This window comes from Rhodococcus sp. K11/5 (assembly GCF_055193735.1).
In genome coordinates, this window is record NZ_CM143721.1 from 1,434,825 (window position 1) to 1,455,918 (window position 21,094).

At 68.0% G+C, this 21,094-nt stretch carries 26 protein-coding genes; 16 read left to right on the forward strand and 10 right to left on the reverse strand.

What is annotated here, in order from left to right; genetic code table 11:
- Positions 1 to 41 precede the first annotated feature (41 nt).
- The 4 genes from ACY466_RS06960 to ACY466_RS06975 all read left to right on the forward strand — a co-directional run bounded on the left by ACY466_RS06960 (position 42) and on the right by ACY466_RS06975 (position 2,173).
- Positions 42 to 503, forward strand: a complete 462-nt coding sequence (locus ACY466_RS06960) for an effector binding domain-containing protein (RefSeq protein WP_463252166.1) — start codon at positions 42 to 44, stop codon at positions 501 to 503.
- Positions 500 to 937 (forward strand): GyrI-like domain-containing protein, encoded by a 438-nt coding sequence (locus ACY466_RS06965; protein ID WP_463250986.1) that lies wholly within the window; start codon positions 500 to 502, stop codon positions 935 to 937. Before ACY466_RS06960 ends, ACY466_RS06965 begins: the two co-directional genes overlap by 4 nt.
- Positions 938 to 1,190: 253 nt before the next feature.
- Positions 1,191 to 1,862 (forward strand): TetR family transcriptional regulator, encoded by a 672-nt coding sequence (locus ACY466_RS06970; RefSeq protein WP_463250988.1) that lies wholly within the window; start codon positions 1,191 to 1,193, stop codon positions 1,860 to 1,862.
- 125 nt (positions 1,863 to 1,987) lie between these two features.
- Entirely contained in the window at positions 1,988 to 2,173 is a 186-nt protein-coding gene (locus ACY466_RS06975; RefSeq protein WP_463252409.1) for a hypothetical protein, read from the forward strand.
- Positions 2,174 to 2,182: 9 nt separating this feature from the next.
- Here the strand turns inward: ACY466_RS06975 and ACY466_RS06980 are convergent, their stop codons facing one another.
- Both ACY466_RS06980 and ACY466_RS06985 read right to left on the reverse strand, forming a co-directional pair.
- Positions 2,183 to 2,959 (reverse strand): ferredoxin reductase, encoded by a 777-nt coding sequence (locus ACY466_RS06980; protein ID WP_463250989.1) that lies wholly within the window; start codon positions 2,957 to 2,959, stop codon positions 2,183 to 2,185.
- Between the two features lie 6 nt (positions 2,960 to 2,965).
- On the reverse strand, positions 2,966 to 3,565 hold the full coding sequence (locus tag ACY466_RS06985; RefSeq protein WP_463250992.1) for a sulfite oxidase-like oxidoreductase: 600 nt from the start codon (positions 3,563 to 3,565) through the stop codon (positions 2,966 to 2,968).
- 78 nt (positions 3,566 to 3,643) lie between these two features.
- On the opposite strand from ACY466_RS06985, the gene ACY466_RS06990 reads away from it, so the two are divergent.
- Complete coding sequence (locus ACY466_RS06990; RefSeq protein WP_463250994.1) at positions 3,644 to 4,513, forward strand: SDR family oxidoreductase; 870 nt, start codon at positions 3,644 to 3,646, stop codon at positions 4,511 to 4,513.
- Between the two features lie 46 nt (positions 4,514 to 4,559).
- The gene (gene arcA / locus ACY466_RS06995; protein ID WP_463250996.1) at positions 4,560 to 5,792 is read left to right on the forward strand and encodes an arginine deiminase; all 1,233 of its coding nucleotides are present in this window, start codon (positions 4,560 to 4,562) and stop codon (positions 5,790 to 5,792) included.
- 25 nt (positions 5,793 to 5,817) lie between these two features.
- Here the strand turns inward: arcA and arsC are convergent, their stop codons facing one another.
- Positions 5,818 to 6,195 carry an arsenate reductase (glutaredoxin) gene (gene arsC, locus ACY466_RS07000; RefSeq protein ID WP_463250998.1) on the reverse strand — a complete coding sequence of 126 codons (378 nt, stop codon included), beginning with the start codon at positions 6,193 to 6,195 and terminating at the stop codon, positions 5,818 to 5,820.
- A gap of 41 nt (positions 6,196 to 6,236) precedes the next feature.
- Here arsC and ACY466_RS07005 point away from each other — a divergent pair, with 41 nt between their 5' ends.
- Both ACY466_RS07005 and ACY466_RS07010 read left to right on the forward strand, forming a co-directional pair.
- Positions 6,237 to 6,617 carry a GntR family transcriptional regulator gene (locus tag ACY466_RS07005; protein WP_463250999.1) on the forward strand — a complete coding sequence of 127 codons (381 nt, stop codon included), beginning with the start codon at positions 6,237 to 6,239 and terminating at the stop codon, positions 6,615 to 6,617.
- An 83-nt stretch (positions 6,618 to 6,700) separates the two neighbouring features.
- Positions 6,701 to 7,123 (forward strand): DoxX family protein, encoded by a 423-nt coding sequence (locus tag ACY466_RS07010; RefSeq protein ID WP_463251001.1) that lies wholly within the window; start codon positions 6,701 to 6,703, stop codon positions 7,121 to 7,123.
- Between the two features lie 10 nt (positions 7,124 to 7,133).
- Here ACY466_RS07010 and ACY466_RS07015 read toward each other — a convergent pair whose 3' ends face one another.
- Both ACY466_RS07015 and ACY466_RS07020 read right to left on the reverse strand, forming a co-directional pair.
- Positions 7,134 to 7,991 (reverse strand): ANTAR domain-containing protein, encoded by an 858-nt coding sequence (locus tag ACY466_RS07015; protein ID WP_463251003.1) that lies wholly within the window; start codon positions 7,989 to 7,991, stop codon positions 7,134 to 7,136.
- 46 nt (positions 7,992 to 8,037) lie between these two features.
- On the reverse strand, positions 8,038 to 9,603 hold the full coding sequence (locus ACY466_RS07020; RefSeq protein ID WP_463251005.1) for a dolichyl-phosphate-mannose--protein mannosyltransferase: 1,566 nt from the start codon (positions 9,601 to 9,603) through the stop codon (positions 8,038 to 8,040).
- A 72-nt stretch (positions 9,604 to 9,675) separates the two neighbouring features.
- Here ACY466_RS07020 and rsmI point away from each other — a divergent pair, with 72 nt between their 5' ends.
- Positions 9,676 to 10,476, forward strand: a complete 801-nt coding sequence (rsmI, locus tag ACY466_RS07025) for a 16S rRNA (cytidine(1402)-2'-O)-methyltransferase (protein WP_463252167.1) — start codon at positions 9,676 to 9,678, stop codon at positions 10,474 to 10,476.
- Positions 10,477 to 10,480: 4 nt separating this feature from the next.
- Here the strand turns inward: rsmI and ACY466_RS07030 are convergent, their stop codons facing one another.
- Complete coding sequence (locus ACY466_RS07030; RefSeq protein WP_463251006.1) at positions 10,481 to 10,909, reverse strand: SRPBCC family protein; 429 nt, start codon at positions 10,907 to 10,909, stop codon at positions 10,481 to 10,483.
- A 67-nt stretch (positions 10,910 to 10,976) separates the two neighbouring features.
- On the reverse strand, positions 10,977 to 12,122 hold the full coding sequence (locus ACY466_RS07035; RefSeq protein ID WP_463251009.1) for an alpha/beta hydrolase: 1,146 nt from the start codon (positions 12,120 to 12,122) through the stop codon (positions 10,977 to 10,979).
- Positions 12,123 to 12,346: 224 nt separating this feature from the next.
- Here ACY466_RS07035 and ACY466_RS07040 point away from each other — a divergent pair, with 224 nt between their 5' ends.
- Positions 12,347 to 13,735, forward strand: coding sequence for a WS/DGAT/MGAT family O-acyltransferase (locus ACY466_RS07040; RefSeq protein WP_463251011.1), 1,389 nt, complete (start codon positions 12,347 to 12,349; stop codon positions 13,733 to 13,735).
- A gap of 39 nt (positions 13,736 to 13,774) precedes the next feature.
- On the opposite strand, the gene metG is transcribed toward ACY466_RS07040, so the two are convergent.
- Positions 13,775 to 15,331 (reverse strand): methionine--tRNA ligase, encoded by a 1,557-nt coding sequence (gene metG / locus ACY466_RS07045; RefSeq protein WP_463251014.1) that lies wholly within the window; start codon positions 15,329 to 15,331, stop codon positions 13,775 to 13,777.
- Positions 15,332 to 15,407: 76 nt separating this feature from the next.
- Here metG and ACY466_RS07050 point away from each other — a divergent pair, with 76 nt between their 5' ends.
- The 3 genes from ACY466_RS07050 (at position 15,408) to ACY466_RS07060 (ending at position 17,646) form a co-directional block, all read left to right on the forward strand.
- Complete coding sequence (locus ACY466_RS07050) at positions 15,408 to 16,208, forward strand: TatD family hydrolase (RefSeq protein WP_463252168.1); 801 nt, start codon at positions 15,408 to 15,410, stop codon at positions 16,206 to 16,208.
- A gap of 280 nt (positions 16,209 to 16,488) precedes the next feature.
- Complete coding sequence (locus tag ACY466_RS07055; protein ID WP_463251017.1) at positions 16,489 to 16,821, forward strand: hypothetical protein; 333 nt, start codon at positions 16,489 to 16,491, stop codon at positions 16,819 to 16,821.
- 39 nt (positions 16,822 to 16,860) lie between these two features.
- Complete coding sequence (locus ACY466_RS07060; RefSeq protein ID WP_463251018.1) at positions 16,861 to 17,646, forward strand: hypothetical protein; 786 nt, start codon at positions 16,861 to 16,863, stop codon at positions 17,644 to 17,646.
- A 14-nt stretch (positions 17,647 to 17,660) separates the two neighbouring features.
- Here the strand turns inward: ACY466_RS07060 and ACY466_RS07065 are convergent, their stop codons facing one another.
- Positions 17,661 to 18,044: an LppP/LprE family lipoprotein gene (locus ACY466_RS07065; protein ID WP_463251020.1), complete on the reverse strand. Its 384-nt coding sequence runs from the start codon at positions 18,042 to 18,044 to the stop codon at positions 17,661 to 17,663.
- Between the two features lie 433 nt (positions 18,045 to 18,477).
- Positions 18,478 to 18,726: a modification methylase HgiDII gene (locus ACY466_RS07070; RefSeq protein WP_463251021.1), complete on the reverse strand. Its 249-nt coding sequence runs from the start codon at positions 18,724 to 18,726 to the stop codon at positions 18,478 to 18,480.
- Between ACY466_RS07070 and ACY466_RS07075 the strand changes: the two genes are divergently transcribed.
- From ACY466_RS07075 to rsmA, 3 genes are all read left to right on the forward strand, one after another.
- Complete coding sequence (locus ACY466_RS07075; RefSeq protein ID WP_463251023.1) at positions 18,725 to 18,934, forward strand: hypothetical protein; 210 nt, start codon at positions 18,725 to 18,727, stop codon at positions 18,932 to 18,934. The two genes, ACY466_RS07070 and ACY466_RS07075, sit on opposite strands and share 2 nt — an antisense overlap.
- 63 nt (positions 18,935 to 18,997) lie before the next feature.
- Positions 18,998 to 20,125 carry a transglycosylase family protein gene (locus tag ACY466_RS07080; RefSeq protein ID WP_463251024.1) on the forward strand — a complete coding sequence of 376 codons (1,128 nt, stop codon included), beginning with the start codon at positions 18,998 to 19,000 and terminating at the stop codon, positions 20,123 to 20,125.
- 38 nt (positions 20,126 to 20,163) lie between these two features.
- Positions 20,164 to 21,027: a 16S rRNA (adenine(1518)-N(6)/adenine(1519)-N(6))-dimethyltransferase RsmA gene (rsmA, locus tag ACY466_RS07085; RefSeq protein WP_463251026.1), complete on the forward strand. Its 864-nt coding sequence runs from the start codon at positions 20,164 to 20,166 to the stop codon at positions 21,025 to 21,027.
- Positions 21,028 to 21,094 lie beyond the last annotated feature (67 nt).

Here is a 21,094-nt window from a genome sequence, read left to right on the forward strand (position 1 = left end):
CGCCCACACCAGATCCGCCGTTCGTGTCCCGGGAGCCCGCCATGTCGTTCGAGCTAGTCCACCTTCCCGAAACCTGGGTTGCGGGGCTACCGGTGCGCAGTCCCAAGCGCGCGCTCGGATCTCTGTACGACGTGAACCTCGAGCGGGCGTGGTCGGGAATTCTCAACCAGGATATCGGCGAACCACTTGGCGCCATCTATACCGATTTCGTTCCCGTCATCGGGTCCTACAGCACGCAGATCGTCGGTTACCGTGCCGTTCGCGGTGAGGTTCGCGCCGGGCACGTCGTCGCCAAAGTCCCGGCCGGTACGTACGCCAAATTCTCGGCAGTCGGTTCGTTTCCCAAGGTGCTCACGACCATTTGGAACGAGATAACCCACGCGGAGGAAAGTGGAGCGATCGACCGCGCATTCACCGGCGATTACGAGGTTTATCCGCACGCCTACAAGATCGAGATGTACATCCCCACGGCGGACCGTTCGACCACCGGGACCGACGCGTGAACCATCGTCTCGTCGCACGCCCCAGCACCCTCTTCTCCGGCTTGGTGGCCCCGGGGGTTGCCCCCGGTCCCGAGAGCAGCGCCAGCGACCTCGTGTCGTTCCTGCGGGAGCGGGTGCGCGAGCGCGAACCCGAGGGAACCACGATCTACACCGTCTATGCGCCGGACCAGCGCGGAGTGTGCAACGCCGTGGTCGGGGTTCCGCGCGACACCGAGGACGACGTTCCCCTGGGCGACGTCTTCGTCTACCTCCCGCCCGGTGCGTACGCCGTCTTCACGCCGGCGATGACATTGCCGGACAAGGTGGAGGACACCTGGTCCGAGGTGGAGGCGGCTCTCGCGGCCGGCGAGATCGAGCGTGCCGCGGGCCCCGAGATCGAGTGCCTGTACGGCGACGGGGACGTCGAGATCTTCGTATCCGTCGTTCTTCGCTGAATGACACTCGAGTTCTCGACGCTTATTTCGCACACGCTTTTCGAACACGAAGTCCGGTTGTCGCGGCCTTTTCGGTGACGTGACCCGACACGCGTGCGCGAAGCGCCGGAAATTCGACATGGTGCACCGTCAGACCCCACGATGATGCAGGTTGTGTGCATATCATGAGGCGCGCGATAAAGCAGACACGATCGTGGACGACGTCACACGACTCCACGGTGCGTGCAATGAACGGCGTAGAAGGTGAGTCGACATGGTCAGGCAACTGCGAGCGGAAGCAACTCGATCGGCGGCCCTGAGGGCGGCGGCCGATCTGTTCCTGCGGGTCGGACACGCCACCGCGACCCTGAGTCAGGTCTCGGCCGAGTCCGGGGTGACCAAGGGTGCGCTCTACTTCCATTTCGCCTCCAAGGAAGAACTCGCCCGCGCGCTCGTCGACGAGGGTCGCGAACGTGTCACCACCGCGTGCACCGGCATGGTGGACAGCCGCTCGCCCGCGCTCGAGTCGGTCATCGGCATCACGTACTCGGTGCTGGATCTCGCGAACTCCGACAACCTGGTCCGCATCATGTACCGGCTGCAGCTCGAGGTCGACGCGCCGGACCCCACCCGCGGCAGCGTGTTCGCGACGTGGCAGAACATCTTCGTGCACCTGTTCGAGCGCGCCATCGAACACGGGGACGTGATCGATTCCCTCGACGCCGAGACCGCGTCGTGCCTGGTGTCGGAGATGCTCAGCGGGGTTCTGATGGTCGCCGAGGGAACGGCTCGACTCGACGGAGCGCCGGCGCGCATGGAGCAGGTCTGGCACCTGATCCTGCCGTCGTTGGTCCCCCCGGCGAAGCTTCCGTACTTCCGCGAGTTCGCATCGCGGAGCCTGTCGAGCTTCGTGCGAGACCGCTCGTCGGCGCCCGCCCACTCCTGACTCGCGAGTAGGTCCTCGCGAGCTCTGGCGTCGGCGGTCGGGGCAGGGCACACTGGACGCACGGTGTGACCCAGCCCACTTCAGTGGGGTATCGGGTTGCGCGGCCCCCACGGAAGGAGTCCGAGATGGCTCACGACACCACCACCCGAGACACCACAGAACGCCGGATGTCGGACAACGAACTGCGCAAGGCGATCAGGGTGATGCAATCGCGCGCAGACGACGCCCGTCGTCGCGGTGAGGATGCCGACGCGGACCGAATCGAACGCACGGTCCGCGACTTCCAGGACGAGATGTCCACCCGTCTCTGAACCGGCTCGTCAGCTGGGCCCGAAGCGTTCGGTGCGAATGCGGGACGGCGAATGACCGCGGTCGACCAACAGATCCGCGACGGTGTCGACGAACCCCGTCGGGCCGCACACGTAGCAGTGCGGTGACGTGCTCGCGGGCCAGCCGAAGGCGTCGATGTCGTCGACGGTGATGCGCCCGAGGGGTCGCCTCACCGCCGAGCCCGGCCGTTCCGCTCCGCGAGGCGCACGTCGGGTGAACAGGGTGGCCACCTCGATCCCCGCTGCCGGGTGCTCGAAGTCCGTCGCGTAGTAGATCTCGTCCGGCTCGCGCACCGAGTAGACGACACGGAACGGAATCCCGGAGTCGCCGCGGGCCCTCATCATCGCCCGCAGCGGAACGATGCCGGAACCGCCACCCACCAGAAGAACCGGCGATGCCGCCGTGTCGGTCGTGGGCGGCGGCGGCCACACGAACCAGCGTCCGATGGGCCCGCGGATCTCGAGGCGGTCACCGGCGGTGACGTGGCCGATGAGGTACGACGACACCTCGCCGTCGGGCACGGATTGCACCGTGATCTCGAGTCGCGTCGTCCCGTCGCGTGCCGGCGTCGGTTCCGACGCGAGGGAGTAGCTGCGTTGGGCGGTGTAGCCGTCTTCGGCGGTCAGCCGCACGTCGACGTGTTGGCCGGCGCGGTGACCGCGCCAGCCGTCGACGTCGAGAACCAGTGTGTGCGCCGTCGGCGTCTCCCGACGCACGTCGGCGACCGAGGCCACCGTCCACGGGATGGCGCGATCGTCGGTGGGCACCGCCGATCAGTCGCCCTGGTAGCGCTGCTCGCGCCAGGGATCGCCGTAATCGTGGTAGCCGCCGCGCTCCCAGAACCCCGGCTCGTCCTCGACCGTCAGCTCGAGCCGGGACAGCCACTTGGCCGACTTCCAGAAGTACAGGTGCGGTACCAGCAGCCGAGCCGGACCGCCGTGTTCACGGGTGAGGGGAGCGCCGTCGAACTCGGTGACCACCCACGCCTTCCCGCCCCGAAGATCGGCGAGGGGCAGGTTCGTGGTGTAGCCGTCGACGCCGTGGGCGACCGCGTATCCGGCATCGGTGGTCATGCCGTCGAGGAGAACGTCGAGAGAGACGCCGCGCCACCGCGTGTCCAGTTTCGACCACTTCGTGACGCAGTGGATGTCGACCGTCGGTGTCTCGGTGGGCAACTGTTCGAACTCGTCGTGGGTCCACCGCCGACTCTCGCCGCTCTCGGTGACGATCTCGAGCGTCCACGATTCGGGCGACACCGCGGGCGAGGGGCCGATCGCGAGGACGGGGAAGTCCTTCGTGAGGTACTGACCCGGAGGCGTACGACTCTCGTCACCGCGCCTGCGGCCGGTGAAACCGGGGGAGATGAGTGCCATGACACACGATTCTGGCCCTGTTCCGTCGGTGGTGACAAGTCGGTGTGGTGCGCGGATCACCGACGGTAGGGTTCGACCATGGTGCTACGCGGACGACGGATCACGGTGTCGGAACTGGCGGGGAAGAAGGTGCTGATCACCGGCGCCGCCAGCGGAATCGGACGCGCGACGGCGCACGCGGTGGCCGCGGCCGGGGCTCGGCCGGTGCTCACCGACATCGCGGCCGACGGTCTTGCGGCGGTGGTGGACGACATCGCGGCCACGACGGGAATCACCTGTCTCGCACGAGCACTCGACATCTCCGATCACGAGGCCGTGACCGAGTTCGGCGCCGAGGTGCACGCCGAGATGGGCAGCCTGGACGTCGTCATGAACGTCGCGGGCATCTCGGCCTGGGGGACGGTGGAGAATCTCGAGCACCGGCACTGGAAGTCGATGATCGACGTGAACCTGATGGGTCCGATCCACGTCATCGAGACCTTCCTGCCGCCGATGATCGCCGCCGGTCGCGGGGGCTATCTGGTGAACGTCTCCTCGTCGGCCGGCCTGTTGGCCTACCCGTGGCACGCCGCGTACAGCGCATCGAAGTACGGCCTGCGCGGGGTGTCGGAGGTGCTGCGGTTCGATCTCGAGCGCCACGGCATCGGGGTGAGCCTGGTGGTGCCGGGTGCGGTGAAGACGCCGCTCGTCGAGACCGTCCAGATCGCGGGTGTCGATCGGAACGACCCGCGGGTGCAGAAACTGCAGCACCGGTTCGAGTCCCGCGCCGCGCTGCCCGAGGCCGTGGCCACGAAGATCCTCGACGGCATGGCCCGCGGACACTTCCTGGTCTACTCCTCCAACGACATTCGCGTCCTGTACTGGATCTCTCGCAAGTTCGCCCGCCCCTACGAGATCCTGATGCGGGCAGCCAACGCCCAGTTCACGAAACTGCTGCCGCGAGCCTGATCGTTCGCGGTGCGCACGGAGCCCCGCTCGGGGCTACCGTCGACCCATGACCGACGACGCGTCCCCGGCTGCCGTGACCCTCGGCGCCGATTCCGAGGTGGGAACGCTGCGCTCGGTGCTCCTGCATCGCCCCGGTGACGAACTGCGTCGGCTGACCCCGCGCAACAACGATCAACTGCTGTTCGACGGTCTGCCGTGGGTGGACCGGGCGCGCGAGGAGCACGACGCGTTCGCCGACCTGCTCGTCGGACGCGGCGTCGAGGTCCTCCTGCTCGGCGATCTGCTCACCCAGACCCTGGAGGTCAGCGGGGCGGCGCGGGTTCAGGGGGTCGCCGCCGCGGTCGACGCGCGCCGTCTGGGGCACGTGCTCGCTCGGGATCTCGCGACCTACCTGCGGGCGCTGCCCGCGCCCGAGCTGGCGAACGTACTCATGGCGGGCATGACGTTCGACGAACTTCCCATCGCCGACAGCTCCGGGGTCTCGCTGGTCCGCCGCATGCACCACGGCGCCGACTTCGTCATCGACCCACTGCCCAACCTGCTGTTCACGCGGGACTCGTCGTTCTGGATCGGCACGCGTGTCGCGACCACCGCGCTCGCACTGGCCGCTCGCGTGCGGGAGACGTCCCTGACGGATCTGATCTACGCCTTCCATCCGCGGTTCCTCGGTGTGCGTCGTGCCTACGAGTCGCACACCGCGCCCGTCGAGGGCGGCGACGTGCTGCTTCTCGCACCGGGTGTGGTGGCCGTCGGGGTGGGGGAACGGACCACCCCGGCCGGGGCGGAAGCGTTGGCGCGCAGTCTGTTCGACGACGAGCTCGCGCACACGGTTCTGGTGGTACCGATCACGCAGGAGCGAGCATCGATGCACCTGGACACCGTGTGCACGATGGTCGACACGGACGCGGTGGTGATGTACCCGATCATTCAGGACACGCTGTCCGCGTTCACCATTCGGCGGGAGGGCGACGACGTCCGGATACGCGGCGCCGATCCGTTCCTCGACGCGGCCGCCGACGCGATGGGGATCGCCAAACTTCGCGTCATCGACACCGGACTGGACAACGTCACGGCCGAACGCGAGCAGTGGGACGACGGCAACAACACTCTCGCGCTCGCACCCGGCGTCGTCGTCGCCTACGAACGCAACGTCGAGACGAACGCCCGGCTGGAAGCGTCGGGTATCGAGGTGTTGCGCATCGCGGGTTCCGAACTCGGTTCCGGTCGCGGCGGCCCGCGGTGCATGTCGTGCCCCATCGCGAGGGATTCGCTCGCCTGACGAGACTGTGCCGGCCGTGCCGGTGTCAGAGAACCGAGTCGACGGAGTCTGCCGGCCGGGCGAGGACGGTGCCGCGGGCGGTCACCACGAAGGGCCGTTCCACGAGGATCGGATGCTCGACCATCGCGGCGAGGAGGGTCTCGTCGTCGGCGTTCGCGAGGCCGAGGTCCTTGTACAGCTGTTCCCGACGCCGCACTGCCCGGCTCGGGGTGAGACCGGCGTCGGAGAGCAGGGCGCGCAGTCCCGTCTCGTCCCAGGGGGAGTCGAGGTACTTCACGACGGTCGGTTCGACCCCTTTGTCTCGAATCATCTTCAGGACGGTGCGCGACGTGGAGCACCGTGGGTTGTGAAAGATGGTGACGTTCGAGTCGGGGACGGAGTTCGGTCGAGAGTCATCGGACATTGCTGGAGTATGGCATCGGTCGGGGAGATCGAAGAGGGGACATGACATTCGAGATCGACCATGATTCGCCGGTTCCGCCGTTCGAACAGTTGCGAGCGCTGGTGGTTGCACAGGTGAGGCGCGGTCAGTTGATCGCGGGGTCGAAGCTGCCGACGGTGCGGGGAATGGCCGCGGACCTCGACATCGCGCCGAACACGGTCGCGAAGGCCTATCGAGCGCTCGAGCAGGACGGTGTCATCGTCACGCGGGGTCGGTCCGGCACCTTCGTCGCGTCGGGTCCGGATCCGTCGCGAACGGCCGTGCAACGCGCGGCGACGGAGTACGTGCACGCCGCGCGGCGGGCCGGGATCGGGGACGACGACGCGGTGAAGCTCGTTCGTACCGCCCTGAAGGTCGAGCCGAGCCGGCCCGACGGCACTTAGTTGACGCTTCAACTTCGCCTGTGTCATCCTCTGCCCGACACATTCGACTCGACATCCGACCCAGCTCCGTGGAGGACCACACCGTGAAGACCGCTTTCGTTCGAGATTTCGCCGCCCTGGTGGCCCGCATCGGCCTGGGCGTCGTCTTCGTCGCCCACGGTTGGCAGAAGTTCGACACCAACGGCATCGAGGGAACGCAGGCCGCGTTCACCGACATGGGAATCCCGATGCCGGAGATCTCCGCCTACTTCGCCACGTTCGTGGAGCTCATCGGCGGCGCCGCGCTGATCCTCGGCGTGCTCACGCCGCTCGCGGGACTGCTGCTGTTCGTCAACATGATGGGTGCGCTGATCTTCGTGCACCTCGAGAACGGAGTCTTCGTGGAGAACGGTGGGTGGGAGCTGGTCGTCGCGCTCGGCGCCGGTGCGTTGCTGCTGGCCGGGACCGGTGCGGGCGCCTACAGCGTCGACCGTCTCTTCGGTGGCCGACTGAGTCGCCGCCGCTGACGGTCGCCCGTCAGGCCTTTCCGTTCGCCGCGCTGAATGCGGACACCACGTCGGCGGCGATGTCGCGCAGTTTGCGATTGGACGACTGGGACTGCTCCCGCAGGATCGAGAACGCGGCCTCCGCGTCGACGCGGTGCATGGCCATGAGAATGCCCTTGGCCTGCTCGATCGGGGCTCGGTGCGACATCGCCTCGCGGAGTTGGTCGGCCACCTCGGTCGCCGAGCGGTAGCGCGCGAAGTCCGCGATGGACCGCGAGATCCCGCGGGTCAGCATCTCGACGAAGGCGGCGTCCACGTTCTCGAACGCAGAGACGCGGGCGCCGTAGAGGTTGAGTGCGCCGAGAGAGGTCTCCGCGGTCATCAGCGGGGCGGCGAGGAAGGAGTGGATTCCCTCCTTCTGCGCCGCTGCGGTGAATGCGGGCCACCGCGCTGCGGACTCGTCGACGTCCACGCGGACCACCTCGCCGGTACGTGCGGCCTCGAGGCAGGGGCCGTCGTTCGCCGAGTACTGGTCGGCGTCCACGGCCAACGTGCGTTCGTCGGTGTGGACGGCGGTGTAGAGGCGACCGCCCAGGTCGATCGTGACCCCGGCGCAGTCGGCGCCCTCGATGGCGCCCACCGTGGCGTGGACGAGTCGATCGAGGAGCATCATCAGATCGTCCTCGTCGGAGATGGAACCGCCGAGCGAGACCAGCAGGCGGCCGAGGTCGGTGGCCGCGTCGGACCGGGGGCCGTCGGGAAGGCCGGAGGCCGGTCGTGGGTCGCCGGGGAGGCCGGAGGCCGGTCGTGGGTCGCCGGGGAGGCCGGAGGCCGGTCGTGTGTGCCCGGGAAGGCCGGAGGCTGGTTGTGCGCTCTCGGTCTGGTTCATGGGTTCCAGGTGTAGCACACCTGTTCGGCTCGTGACGACCTTGCGGTCATCGCCAGCTGGGCAACCACAACTGTTGTTGCCACATCGTGTCGGTGATCGAGGCTCCGGTGAGGATCGGCCACAGCCAGACGAAGTTGGCGACGACCACCGCCACGTACAGGGCGACGACCAACAGTCCCAGGGTGCGCCGCTCGCCGCGTCGGGCTCGGCCGAGGATGTCGCCGAGCACCAGGGTCGTTCCCATCACCAGGAACGGGGCGAGCGGGGCCGCGTAGAAGTAGTACATCTGGCGGTCCAGGGAGAAGAACCACGGCACGATGCCGGCCGCGTATCCCACGATCACGGCGGCGTAGCGCCAGTCCCGGCGTGCGACGGTGCTCCAGAGCGCCCAGGCGAGCACGGGAAACGCGAGCCACCACAGGGCCGGGGTGCCGATGAGCATGATCGCCCTGACGCAGTTGCCCTCCTCGCCGCATCGGGCGATGCGTTCTCCGTCGGCGAAGTAGTAGAGCATCGGCCGCAGTCCCATGGGCCACGTCCACGGCTTGCTCTCCCAGGGGTGGATGTTGCCGGCGGAGTTGGTCAGCCCACTGTGGAACGAGAGAACGTTGCCGCTGTAATACCAGAGCGAGCGCAGTGCGTCGGGAACGAAGGAGAAGGTTCCGTCCGTCCCGATGTCGGTTCCCACCGCGTTCCGGTTCACGGCGGTCTCGCTGGCGAACCAGCCGGAGTAGCTCGCGAGATAGACGACCACGGGCACGGCCACCAACGCGTACAGCGCCGGACCGACGTCGCGCACCGCCGAACCCAGCCACGGGCGCTGCACGCCGTACTGGCGGCGGGCCGCGACGTCGAAGGCGACGGACAGGAGCCCGAAGAACGCGACGAAGTAGAGGCCGGACCACTTGGTGCCGCACGCGAGGCCCAGCATGACGCCGGCCGTGAACCGCCACCAGCGCACGCCGAACCTCGGTCCCCACACCGTGGCGGCGATGCGCCCTTCCCGGGCGACGCGGTCGAGCCGTTCCCGCACGTCGTCGCGATCCCGGATCAGCGCGCCGAACGCAGCGACGACGAACACGACCATGAAGATGTCGAGCATGCCGACGCGCGAGGTCACGAAGCTCATGCCGTCGACGATCAGCAGGATGCCCGCGATCACGCCGAGCAGCGTCGAGCGGGTCATGCGGCGCACGATGCGCACGACCAGCAGAACGAGGAGGGTGCCGAACACGGCCGACGTCAGTCGCCAGCCCCACCCGGTGTACCCGAAGACGGCTTCGCCGAGGGCGAGGAGTTGTTTGCCGATCGGTGGGTGCACCACCAGTCCGTAGCCGGGGTTGTCCTCGACCCACGTGCCGCCGGTGAGCACCTGGTACCCCTGCGGGGCGTAGTGCTTCTCGTCGAAGACGGGTGTTCCCGCATCGGTCGGGTAGCCCAGCATGGTGAATCGGGTGATGGCCGCGACGAGGGTGACGATGCCGGTCGCGATCCACCCGCGCATGCGGTCGGCGGGGCCGAACACGGCGGGGGGCAGACTGGGTCCGGGTGCGGAGTACGTTCCCACCGAACGTGCGCGCGCGGGATCGGCGCGATCGGTCAGCAGGGTCACGTCACGATCGTAGGCTTCGCGGCCGACCGACGAGAGAGAGGACGACGCGTGCTGGTGCTCGCAGCGACACCCATGGGCGATCCGGGAGACGCGTCGCCGCGTCTGCGCGAGGCGTTGGCGTCGGCCGACATCGTGGCGGCGGAGGACACCCGACGCACGAAGTCGTTGGCGACGGCCCTGTCCGTGCACATCACCGGGCGCATCGTGAGCTTCTACGACCAGGTGGAGATCGACCGCATCCCGGGGCTGGTCGAGGAGATGGCGTCGGGAAAGCGGGTTGTTCTCGTGACCGACGCGGGGATGCCGTCGGTGAGCGATCCGGGATACCGATTGGTGGCGGCGTGTGTCGACGCCGGTATCGCGGTGACGTGCCTGCCTGGTCCGTCCGCGGTCACGACGGCGCTGGCGCTGTCCGGACTCCCGGTCGAGCGGTTCTGCTTCGACGGTTTCGCGCCCCGCAAGCGCGGACAGCGACGGGCGTGGATGCAGACCCTGACCACCGAATCGCGCGCCGTCGTGTTCTTCGAGGCGCCGCACCGGTTGGCGGAATGTCTGGTCGACGCCGTGGAGGTGTTGGGGGGCGATCGACGCGCCGCCGTGTGCCGGGAGCTGACCAAGACCTACGAGGAGGTCAAGCGCGGACCGCTCGAGGAGCTCGCCGCGTGGGCCGCCGGCGGTGTCCGCGGCGAGATCACGGTGGTGCTCGCCGCCGCGACCCCCGCGGTGGTCGAACCCGAGGACCTGGTGGCCGAGGTGGAGGACCTGGTTCGGGCCGGCCTGGGGCTCAAGGATGCGTGTGCGAGGGTCGCGGCGACCACCGCGGCGGCGGTGTCCAAGCGTGAGTTGTACGAGGCGGTGTTGGCCGCGCGTTAGCGCGTCAGCCGACGACCTGCTGACGCAACCCGTCGGTCGCGGTCTCGAGGACGGACTTCGTGCCGCGCTTGACGATGAACCCCGGCACCGGAATCTTCGGATCGAGGGTCATCTCGAACTCGACGTGGGTGCCCTTGTCGGTCGGGGTCAGCCGGTACTCGGCGTGCTGCGACTTCTGCTGGGTGCTCTCCACCATGTCCCAGGCCACGGAGTTCTCGCCCCACGTGTACTCGAGGACCTGCTCGTCGGTGAAACCCATGATGCTGACCGTCATCTCGACGCGCACCGGACGGTCCTGGTCGTCCCGAGTGACCACCGAGACCTTCTTGTGTACGTCCGACCAGGAGGGCAGGCCCTCGACGTCGGCGATCACCGCCATCACCTTGGACGGTTCGGCTTCGATGTCTACTTCTCTGTTACCACTGACGGCCATGAAGTAAATGTAACCGACAGTTCACACCTGCACGGCGCTATCGACGCAAATCGCGTGAGACGACGAGTTACGAACGTGCGCAAGCCGTCTGACGAGCGCGGGCGTCGACGAACGCCCCGATCTCGGCGATGGCCCGATCGGACTCCGGAACGAAGTCGGCGGCCTGGAAGACGTGCACCTGGTCCTCCCACACCTGGAGGTGGCACTCGATTCCGGCCTCGCCCAGGCGCTCCGCCATGAGCTCTGAGTCGGGGTAGACCATCTCCGTCGACCCCACCTGGATGAGAACCGGCGGCATGGACGACAGGTCGGCGTCCACCGGGCAGATGCGCGGGCCGCGTTCGCCGTCGACGACGATGCGCGCATCGACCTTGTCGGCCAGCACCGTGAGCGCGGGCAGCGAGGATCGGGGGAACACGGGGCACGTGTGCGAGTTGGGGTGCGCCATCTTGCGAGACGGGTTCAGATCGGTGAGGGGCGAGAGCGCGATGACGCCCGCGGCTCTCGGCAGACCCTGGGATTCGAGGGTCAGCGCGACCATCAGAGCGAGGTAGCCGCCGGCCGAGTCCCCGGCGATGAAGATCTGCTCGGGCAGATAGCCGCACTCGAGCAGGAAACGGAAGCCGTCGACGCCGTCCTCGACCGCGTGCGCGATCGGGTTCTTGGGCATCATGCGGTAATCGACCGACAGCACGTCGGCGCCGGTGGACTTCGCGATGCGCGAGGTGAGGCGACGGTGACTGTTGAGCCCGCACACGACGAACGCGCCGCCGTGCATGTAGAGAACCACCCGGTCTCGATCCGAGTGACGGTCCGGACGGGCGGAACGGCCGTCGCTTCCGGCCCGACGCGGGGTGCCGGTGCGGATCCACTCCGCGCGGCAGTGCTCGAGGCGCACAGGCGCGCAGGAGGTGTCGGCCACGGGCGGGATGACGCGGGCCGCCTGGTCGATGAGCGAGTTCGGCCAGGGAAGTGCCTGGCTACGCGCCCAGACCTTGAGGAACGGACGAACGGTGGAGCGAAGGTAGGCGGCGAGCGCCTTCGACTGCACGCTGCCACCGGGGAAGACCGAGCGTTCGACGGAGGGTGCCGACATCGGCACGCCCTGTTGCAGCGCCGAGCGCGCCCGCGCCGCCGACGAGATGACGTACCCGTCCACCACAGACCGACCGTGGGGTTGGGCGTTGCGCGTGTTGACCGAGGCGATGCTCACGTGGCGGCCCTCCGTTTCCTTTGTCGTCCTATGAATCGCACGATAGGGCTCCGATGAAACACGATCTCGAGGAATAGTTGTAACTGGGGTCACACCGTGACCCCACGTTGTCGGTACCGATGCTGTTTCGTGATGTGGAGTACCGATAGTGGTACTGCGCGTCACGTCACGGACGAACGGTCGTCGAGATCACGTGGATCGCCAGTCTGGAGAGGTACCGCTCAATGCCGTTCATGCCGTTCACGGAGTCGATGTTCTTGCTCGCCGAGACCCGAGAGCACCCCATGCACGTCGGGGGATTGCAGCTGTTCGTACCGCCGGAGGATGCCGGAGAGGACTTCGGCATGCAGATCTACGAGAAGTTCGCCCAGTCCACCGAGGTCTACAAGCTGTTCCGCAAACGCCCGGCGCCCCCGGTCAACTTCATGGGCACCGTGCGGTGGGTCTACGACGACGAACTCGACTTCGAACACCATGTCCGGCGCATCATGCTGCCGCGACCCGGGCGGGTCCGGGAACTCCTGCGCTACGTCTCCGCCGAACACAGCGCGCCGCTGGATCGCCACCGGCCGATGTGGGAACTGCACATCATCGAGGGCCTCGCGGACGGCCGCGTGGCGCTCTACAGCAAGATCCACCACTCGCTCGTCGACGGTGTGTCCGCGCTCAAGCTGTTCGAGAAGACCCTCACGTGCGATCCCGACGCCCGCGACTCCGGGCCGATCTGGGCCCCCAAGCTGTTCGAGAAGAGCAGGGCCCCGGCGGTCCAGACGCCCGGAACGCTGGCCACCATCACCTCCGGGGTGTCGACGGGTGTGAAGACCGCGGGTGAGCTCGCCGGATTCGGTGGCGCCGTCGCCAAGATCGGTCTCGGCAAGGTACGGGGCAACGACATGGTGTTGCCGTTGACCGCCCCGCGCACCATGCTCAACGTCCCCATCGGCGGCGCCCGACGTTTCGCATCGCAGCAGTGGTCCAAGTCGCGGATGAAGGACATCGCCGCCACACTGGGAGTGACGCTCAACGACATCGTGTTGGCCATGTGCGCGGGTGCGTTGCGCTCGTACCTGTTGGACCGCAACGCTCTTCCCGAGGCGCCCCTCGTCGCGATGGTGCCGGTGTCCACGCGTGAAGCGGGTTCCGACGCGGTCGGCGGCAACTCGGTCACCACGGTGCTGTGCAACCTCGGAACCCACGAGCCCGACGCGGACCGACGCCTGGCCTCGGTCGTGAGCTCGATGAACGACTCCAAGAACATGATTCGCGGACTGTCGCCGCTGCAGGCCCTGGGTTACGGCGCAGCGGTCATGGCTCCGCTGTTGCTCACCCCGGTGCCGGGATTCGTGCGCAACACCCCGCCGCCGTTCAACATCATCATCTCCAACGTCCCGGGGCCCTCCGCCGAGATGTACTGGAACGGTGCACGATTGGACGGTGTGTACCCCATGTCCATCGTGCTCGACGGGCAGGCGCTGAACATCACGCTCGCCACCAACGCGGACAACGTGAACTTCGGTCTGGTCGGTGACCGTCGCAGCGTTCCGTCGTTGCAGCGCCTCCTCACCCATCTCGACAACGCGCTCGAGGAACTGGAGAAGCTGGCGCACGACTGACGAGTCGGGGCCCTTCGAAGCCCGTCGGACCCCGGGGGGTCAGTCCTCCGGCTCGACGTATCGCGGGAACACTCCGACGGGCTTGGGGAGGGCGACGCCCGGAGTCAGACGCGTTCCGGCCGAGGCGAAGTCCCGGTCGGTCACCCCCAGCAGGTCCAGCAGACGCGCCGTGGCGTCGGGCATCACCGGTTGGGTCAGCAACACCGTCACGCGCAGGACCTCGAGGGTCACGTAGAGCACGGTGGCCATGCGCGCCGGGTCGGTCTTGCGCAGCACCCACGGCTCCTGCGCCGAGAAGTAGCGGTTCGTCTCACCGAGCACCGACCAGATCGATTCCAGGTACAGGTGCAGTTCCTGCGCGTCGACCTGGGCGCGAACGATGTTCGGCAGCGCGTCGACGCGCGCCAGCATCGCCTCGTCCTCCTCGGTGAGGGGGCCGGGGGTGGGTACCTGTGCATCGAGGTTCTTGGCGACCATCGACAGCGAGCGCTGCGCGAGGTTGCCGAGCTCGTTGGCGAGGTCCGCGTTGATGCGCATCACGATCGCCTCGTGGCTGTAGCTGCCGTCCTGGCCGAACGAGACCTCGCGCAGCAGGAAGAAGCGCACCGCATCCAGTCCGTACGCCTCGATCAGTGCGTAGGGGTCGACGACGTTGCCGACCGACTTCGACATCTTCTCGCCCTTGTTGTACAGAAAGCCGTGGGCGAACACGCGTTTCGGCAGTTCGATACCCGCGGACATCAGGAAGGCCGGCCAGAACACGGTGTGGAATCGCGTGATGTCCTTGCCGATCATGTGCAGATCGGCCGGCCAGAACTTCGCGAACTCGCCCTCGGTATCGGGGTAACCGACGCCGGTGATGTAGTTCGTCAGCGCGTCCACCCACACGTACATCACGTGTGCCGGGTCGCCGGGAACCTGGACTCCCCAGTCGAACGTCGATCGGGAGATGGACAGGTCCTTGAGTCCGCTGCGCACGAAGCTGGTGATCTCGTTCAATCGTGTTGCCGGCGCCAGGAACTCGGGATGTGCCTCGTAGTGCGCCAGCAACCGATCCTGGTAGGCGGACAACCGAAAGTTGTAGGTCGACTCCTCGGTCCACTCCACCTCGGTGCCCGTCTCGGTGGAGACGCGGCTGCCGTCCTCGCGCACCGTCGTCTCGCCCTCGGCGTAGTACGCCTCGTCGCGCACCGAGTACCAGCCGCTGTAGGTGTCGAGGTAGATGTCGCCGGCATCGGCCATCCTGGACCACAGGGTGCGGCTCGCCTCGAGGTGATCGGCGTCGGTGGTGCGGATGAACCGATCGAACGTGATCTTCAGAGCGTTCTGCATCGCCTGGAAGGCGTCGGAATTGCGTCGGGCGAGGTCCGCGGTGGGGATGCCTTCCTTCGCCGCGGTCTGCGACATCTTCAACCCGTGCTCGTCGGTACCGGTGAGGAACCGGACGTCGAACCCGTCGAGCCGCTTGAACCGAGCCACCACGTCGCTGGAGATGTACTCGTAGGCGTGACCGATGTGCGGATCGCCGTTGGGGTAGGCGATCGCGGTGGTGATGTAGAACGGCGGCCTGGTCGCGGCGTCGGAGATCTCAGTCATGGTGGCGCTTACTCTAGCTTTCGTGCCCGAAACCACGCCCGCCCCCAAGCAGCCCCGAACCCGTCCGGCTCCGGACCTGCCCACCCCGCTGGCCCCGCTCGTCGATGCGCACACCCACCTCGATGCGTGCGGCGCGACCGACGCCGCGTCCGTCACCGCCCTGATGGACCGAGCGCAATCGGTGGGCGTCGGGCGGGCGGTCACGGTGGCCGACGATCTCGACGCCGCCCGATTCGCGGTCGACGCCGCGCACTGGGATTCCCGCGTGCGGGCTGCGACGGCCATCCACCCGACTCGGGCGAACGTGCTCACCGAGGAGGTCAAGGCCGAGATCGAACGGCTCTCCCGCGATCCGCGCACCGTCGCGGTGGGGGAGACCGGCCTCGACTACTACTGGCCCGGCAAGCTCGACGGCTGCGCCGACGTCGAGGATCAGGTCGAGGGCTTCCGGTGGCACATCGACCTGGCGAAACGCGTCGGCAAGCCCCTGATGATCCACAACCGCGAGGCCGATCACGACGTCCTGCAGGTGCTCCTCGACGAGGGCGCGCCGGAGACGGTGATCTTCCACTGCTTCTCGTCGGGTCCGGAGATGGCGCAGGTGTGTGTGGACAACGGGTACGTACTGAGCTTCTCGGGGACGGTCAGCTTCAAGAACTCCCACGAACTGCGCGAGGCCGCGACCATGGTTCCGGACCATCTGTTCCTGCTCGAGACCGACGCGCCCTTCCTCACCCCGCACCCGTATCGCGGTGCGCCCAACGAGCCGTACTGCCTCCCGTACACCGCCCGCGCTCTGGCCGAGGCGCGCGGCCAGACGCCGGAGGAGATCGCGGCGCTCGCCACGGCCACCGCGGAGCGGGTGTACGGGCGCTAGTGAGCGGCGCCGGGGTGCGCCGCGCCCGCGCCGCTCGGAGTCAGGGGCACCCTCACCTCCCGAGACGGACCGAACGGCACCCTCACTCGGGGTGGGGCCCGCGCCACTCGAAGTCAGGGGCACCCTCACCTCCCGAGACGGACCGAACGGCACCCTCACTCGGCGTGGGACGGGCGCCGCGGACAGTTCCGACAAACCGGTCGGATCGCTGTGGTATTCATTCTCCCGACAGTTCGACTCGCGGGGGCGTCGACCGGCACTTTCGAGAGGTTCTACGTCCGTGCGCACATTGGCCCGCCGCCGCTATCCGATGACCGCTCGCGTCGAGAAGCGCAGTGACACAGCCATTGCCGCCGTCCTCGACACCGCCCGCGGCTCGTGGACGATGGAGACCAGCGCGGACGTCGAGTTGGACACGGGAACGGCGCCCTGGGTGCCGGCGATTCATCCCATCGCGGCCCGGATGGCCACGTCGCTCGATCTTCGGGCCGGTGCGGACGTCTCACCGGCCGTCGATCGGGCGCAGCGGGCCGGTGCAGCCGCGGCGGTCACGCTGTTGGCGTCATGGTTTCCCGAGGTCGACGCGGTCCCGCTCATGGTCGAACGGCTCTAGGCGTCGTCGGTATTGCCCGCAGCGCGGGACGGTCGCGGCGTGGGGTGCTTCTTCAGTCTGGGCGTCGATTCGTTCCACGCCGTGCGCAAACACGGCGACGAGGTCACTCACCTGATCTTCGTGCTGGGGTTCGACATCGCGGACCCCGAGAGTTCGGCCGCACGCCTGGCCGTCGACCGCGCCCGTCGTGCCGCCGACGAGCTGGGGAAGGAACTGATCGTGGTGCGCACCACGGTGCGGTCGGTGAGCGACCCGTTGCGGGTGCCCTGGGGGCGGATCTACCACGGCCCGGCGCTCGCACACGTCGCGCTCGCGTTGAGCCCGGTTCTGGCGGCCGTGGTGGTGCCCAGCAGTCCGCCGACCACGGTCATCCGCGGATCGCATCCCCATCTGGATCCGTTGTGGTCGTCGGAACGGGTGAGGATCGTGCACGACGACGACGATCCGTGGCGTCCGACCAAGATCGCCGAGCTGGCGGATTACCCTGCCGCACTGAACAATCTACGGGTCTGCCATCAGGATCTTCCCGACACCTACAACTGCGGCGCGTGCCTCAAGTGCATCTCCACGGCGCTGTGTCTGCGCATCGCCGGCGGACGGAGCGAGACTCTGTCCACCGACGTGAGTCCGGCCACCGTTCGATCGCATCATCTCGATCCGGCCTTCGTCGAGCGGATGGAATGGATCGCCGCCGGGTTGCGGGAGCGCAACGACGACGCGGAACTCATCGACGCGGTCGTCGGCATCACCGAGAGCGCGAAGGGTCGCTCGAGACTGCAGGCGGCGGCGGAGAAGATCAACACCGAGATCTATCTGCGGCTGTAGCTCCGGCCGGCCGGTCACTCCTGAGGTGGGGGAAATTCGCCGTAGGGCGTCACCGACGTTCCGTCCCATTCGAAGTCCACGACGGACTCGTTCGACGGGCAGCAGAACGCGTCGTCGGAGTCGAGCCATCGGTAGAGAACCTGCACCGCGGTGTCCGAGGCTCCGATCACCGAGGTGTAGCTGTAGGCGTCGGAGGTGGCCGTGCCCAAGTACCGGCCGCTGTTGTGGAAGAAGAGAATGTGGGACGTGACGGTGACATGGCCGCTCCCGGTGGCGGTCGCGCGAGCCCATTCGAATTCCGGGCATCCCTCGTCGCTGGTACCCGGCGTGTGGTCGTCGATCGCGAAGGTGCCGCCCCACTGATCGAGGCCCAGGCTCGCGACCGCATCAGCCACCATCGGCGAATCGGGGTCGACGCAAGGAACGGGCTGCGCCGGTGCGTCACTCGTCGCGTCGCCTGCACCGTTGGACTCAGCAGAATCGATGCTGTTCGGCGCGGGGACGATGGGAGGGGCGGTCGTCGAGGCCACCGCTGCGCTGGACGACGGCTCGACGGGGGCGCTCACTGCGGTTCCCTCCGTCGTTCCGCACGCACCGAGGACAATGGCGCACGAGGCCGCAACGACGGACACGACGGTTTTCGATCCACTGGCCACCGGCACTCCTCGCTACAGACCCGACGTTCTGCTCGGTGTGTCGCCGGTCACGCTCGTTTCGTTAGCGCTACGAGGTAACGATGTCGTCTCATTGCTGCCGCGCCGGACACGAGTGAGGGGCACCCTCGGTCCGTCCGCGCGACCGAGGGTGCCCCTCACTGGTTCCGTACAGCGGTCAGTCGCCGTACTCCTCGACCAACCGGTCGAACTCGGCGCGGTCGATGACGGAGGGCTCGTTGATGGCCAGAGCCTGCGCGTACTTGCCGGCCAGGTGGTAGTCCCGTCCGAGCGGTCCGCGCTCTCCGTCGTCCTCCTGCGTGCTGGCGCCGGGGGGTACCTCGTCCTGCAGCCCCTCGGTTCGGCGCCCCAGTTGCGCGTCGATCTTCGCAACGATCTTCTGCATGATCTCGTGGTCGTCGCTCATGAACGCTGCCTTTTCGGTCGTGGTGGTCGTCGCGGTGAACGCCGGTGCGGGCGACCGGTCCATCGACTCGTATCCGCTGTACCCGCCGTACGAGCACATCACACGACGGCGACTTTCGCGCCACCTCCAGCAGGCGAAGTTGCTGATCGACGGGTACGCCCGTTACCGTATCGTGACCGTTGTCTTCGCCGAAGGTCACGAATCGTGACCTCGATCGGCGTCCCAGTACCGCAGTGAGGGATCCACCAGTGCTCGTCAGTGAGAAGAACGCATGTCGCACGTAGCCCGACTGAACTCCGCGCGCTCGCGTCTGCTGTACGTGGTGGTCGCCGCTCTGCTCGCCACGCTCGTCATCGGTGCGTCGGTTGCCGTGGCGCAGCACAAGACCGTGACGGTCGCCGTGGACGGCCAGGAAGTCCAGTTGTCGACGATGACGTCCGACGTCCGCGGCGCCCTGGAGGCCGCCGGGTACGAGACCGGGGACCGCGACGTCGTGGAGCCCGCCATCGACGCCCCGCTGACCGACGGCGAGACCGTCGTGCTCAAGCGCGCCCGCGAAGTCGCCCTCACCGTCGACGGGGAATCCTCCACCGTGTGGACCACCGCGGCGACGGTCGACGAGGCCATGGGCGAGCTCGGCATCGCACCGGACGTGCACGTCGACGAGCCCACGTCCACCGAGATCCCGCTCGCCGGCGCTTCCCTCGACGTGGTGCTGCCGAAGGCGGTCACCCTGGTCGACGGGGCGTCCGAGCCCACCCCGATGCGCCTCGCCGCTCCCACCGTCGCGGACCTGCTCGAGTCGGCCGGCGCTCCGCTCGCCCCGGCCGACATCGTCGAACCCGCCGCGGACACCCCGCTCGCCGACGGCCAGACCATCACCGTCACGCGCACCACGGTCGAGAGCGTCGCGCTCACCGAGCCCGTCCCGGCACCGGACGAGCGTGTCGAGGACCCGACGATGAACCAGAGCGTGACGGTCGAGGAATCCGCCGGTGCGCCCGGTGAGCAGAATGCGCTGTACTCGGTGAAGAGGGTCAACGGCGTCGAGGTCGGTCGGACGTTGATGGCCACCAAGGTCCTGACCCCGCCGGTACCCAAGGTCGTGCGCGTCGGATCCAAGCCCCAGACCGAGGTTCCGCCGGTCGAGAACGGCGCCATCTGGGATGCGCTCGCGCAGTGCGAGGCCACGGGCAACTGGTCCATCAACACCGGCAACGGCTACTACGGCGGTGTGCAGTTCGATCAGAACACCTGGGAACGCCAGGGCGGTCTGAAGTACGCACCGCGCGCCGACCTCGCGACCCGCGAGGAGCAGATCGCCATCGCGACGATCACCCAGCAGAGTCAGGGGTGGGGCGCGTGGCCGTCCTGCACCAGCCGACTCGGCCTGCGCTGACGTCCGGGCGCTCGCCCGAGGCCGGATAGTCTCTACCGGTGTCCGACAACGTTTCGCTCCTCGGTCCGGCCGAGGTTCGCGCCCTGGCGGCGGAGATCGGGGTTCGCCCCACCAAGACGCTGGGTCAGAACTTCGTGCACGACGCGAACACCGTGCGACGCATCGTCGTCGCCGCGGGAGTGGGCGCCGACGACACCGTGCTCGAAGTCGGTCCCGGTCTGGGTTCGCTGACCCTGGCTCTGCTCGACGTGGTGGACTCCGTGGTGGCCGTGGAAATCGATCCCGTTCTCTCGCAACGGCTTCCACGTACCGTCGCGGAGCGTGCGGGCTCGCGGGCGAGTCGCCTCACCGTGGTCGAGGCCGACGCGTTGCGCGTGCGGGCGGGCGATGTTCCCGGTGCCCCCACCGCGCTCGTGGCCAATCTGCCCTACAACGTCGCCGTGCCGGTGCTGCTGCATCTGCTCGCGCTGATTCCCACGCTGCGCACCGCCCTGGTGATGGTGCAGTCCGAGGTCGCCGACCGGTTGGCGGCCCCGCCCGGCAGCAAGGTCTACGGCGTGCCGAGCGTGAAGGCCGCCTACTTCGGCGAGGTGCGCCGCGCCGGTGCGGTGGGCCGCAGTGTCTTCTGGCCGGTACCGCAGGTGGAGTCCGGCCTGGTGCGCATCGACCGGCACCCGGATCCCGCGTGGTCGATGGACGAGGACGCTCGCCGCCGACTGTTCACCGTCGTCGACGCGGCGTTCGCGCAGCGCCGGAAAACGCTGCGGGCCGCCCTCGCCGGGTGGGCCGGTTCGCCGGCCGACGCCGAGCGCAGACTGCGAGCCGCCGACATCGATCCGTCCGCGCGAGGGGAGACCCTCGACGTGTCCGCGTTCGTGCGTCTGGCCGAGACGGCGCAGTAGAGGCGCTCGACGCGTCGGAGCGGAGGTCACGCCTCGGCGCCGACGGTCCACGGTCCGAGACGACGGC

Coding starts and splice junctions, on each gene's coding strand:
- ACY466_RS06960 (WP_463252166.1), top strand. CDS start 42: ATGTCGTTCGAGCTAGTCCACCTTCCCGAAACCTGGGTTGCGGGGCTA.
- ACY466_RS06970 (WP_463250988.1), top strand. CDS start 1,191: ATGGTCAGGCAACTGCGAGCGGAAGCAACTCGATCGGCGGCCCTGAGG.
- ACY466_RS06975 (WP_463252409.1), top strand. CDS start 1,988: ATGGCTCACGACACCACCACCCGAGACACCACAGAACGCCGGATGTCG.
- ACY466_RS06985 (WP_463250992.1), bottom strand. CDS start 3,565: ATGGCACTCATCTCCCCCGGTTTCACCGGCCGCAGGCGCGGTGACGAG.
- ACY466_RS06990 (WP_463250994.1), top strand. CDS start 3,644: ATGGTGCTACGCGGACGACGGATCACGGTGTCGGAACTGGCGGGGAAG.
- arcA (WP_463250996.1), top strand. CDS start 4,560: ATGACCGACGACGCGTCCCCGGCTGCCGTGACCCTCGGCGCCGATTCC.
- arsC (WP_463250998.1), bottom strand. CDS start 6,195: ATGTCCGATGACTCTCGACCGAACTCCGTCCCCGACTCGAACGTCACC.
- ACY466_RS07005 (WP_463250999.1), top strand. CDS start 6,237: ATGACATTCGAGATCGACCATGATTCGCCGGTTCCGCCGTTCGAACAG.
- ACY466_RS07015 (WP_463251003.1), bottom strand. CDS start 7,991: ATGAACCAGACCGAGAGCGCACAACCAGCCTCCGGCCTTCCCGGGCAC.
- rsmI (WP_463252167.1), top strand. CDS start 9,676: ATGGGCGATCCGGGAGACGCGTCGCCGCGTCTGCGCGAGGCGTTGGCG.
- ACY466_RS07030 (WP_463251006.1), bottom strand. CDS start 10,909: ATGGCCGTCAGTGGTAACAGAGAAGTAGACATCGAAGCCGAACCGTCC.
- ACY466_RS07040 (WP_463251011.1), top strand. CDS start 12,347: ATGCCGTTCATGCCGTTCACGGAGTCGATGTTCTTGCTCGCCGAGACC.
- metG (WP_463251014.1), bottom strand. CDS start 15,331: ATGACTGAGATCTCCGACGCCGCGACCAGGCCGCCGTTCTACATCACC.
- ACY466_RS07065 (WP_463251020.1), bottom strand. CDS start 18,044: ATGGTGGCTGATGCGGTCGCGAGCCTGGGCCTCGATCAGTGGGGCGGC.
- ACY466_RS07075 (WP_463251023.1), top strand. CDS start 18,725: ATGAACGCTGCCTTTTCGGTCGTGGTGGTCGTCGCGGTGAACGCCGGT.
- ACY466_RS07070 (WP_463251021.1), bottom strand. CDS start 18,726: ATGAGCGACGACCACGAGATCATGCAGAAGATCGTTGCGAAGATCGAC.
- ACY466_RS07080 (WP_463251024.1), top strand. CDS start 18,998: ATGTCGCACGTAGCCCGACTGAACTCCGCGCGCTCGCGTCTGCTGTAC.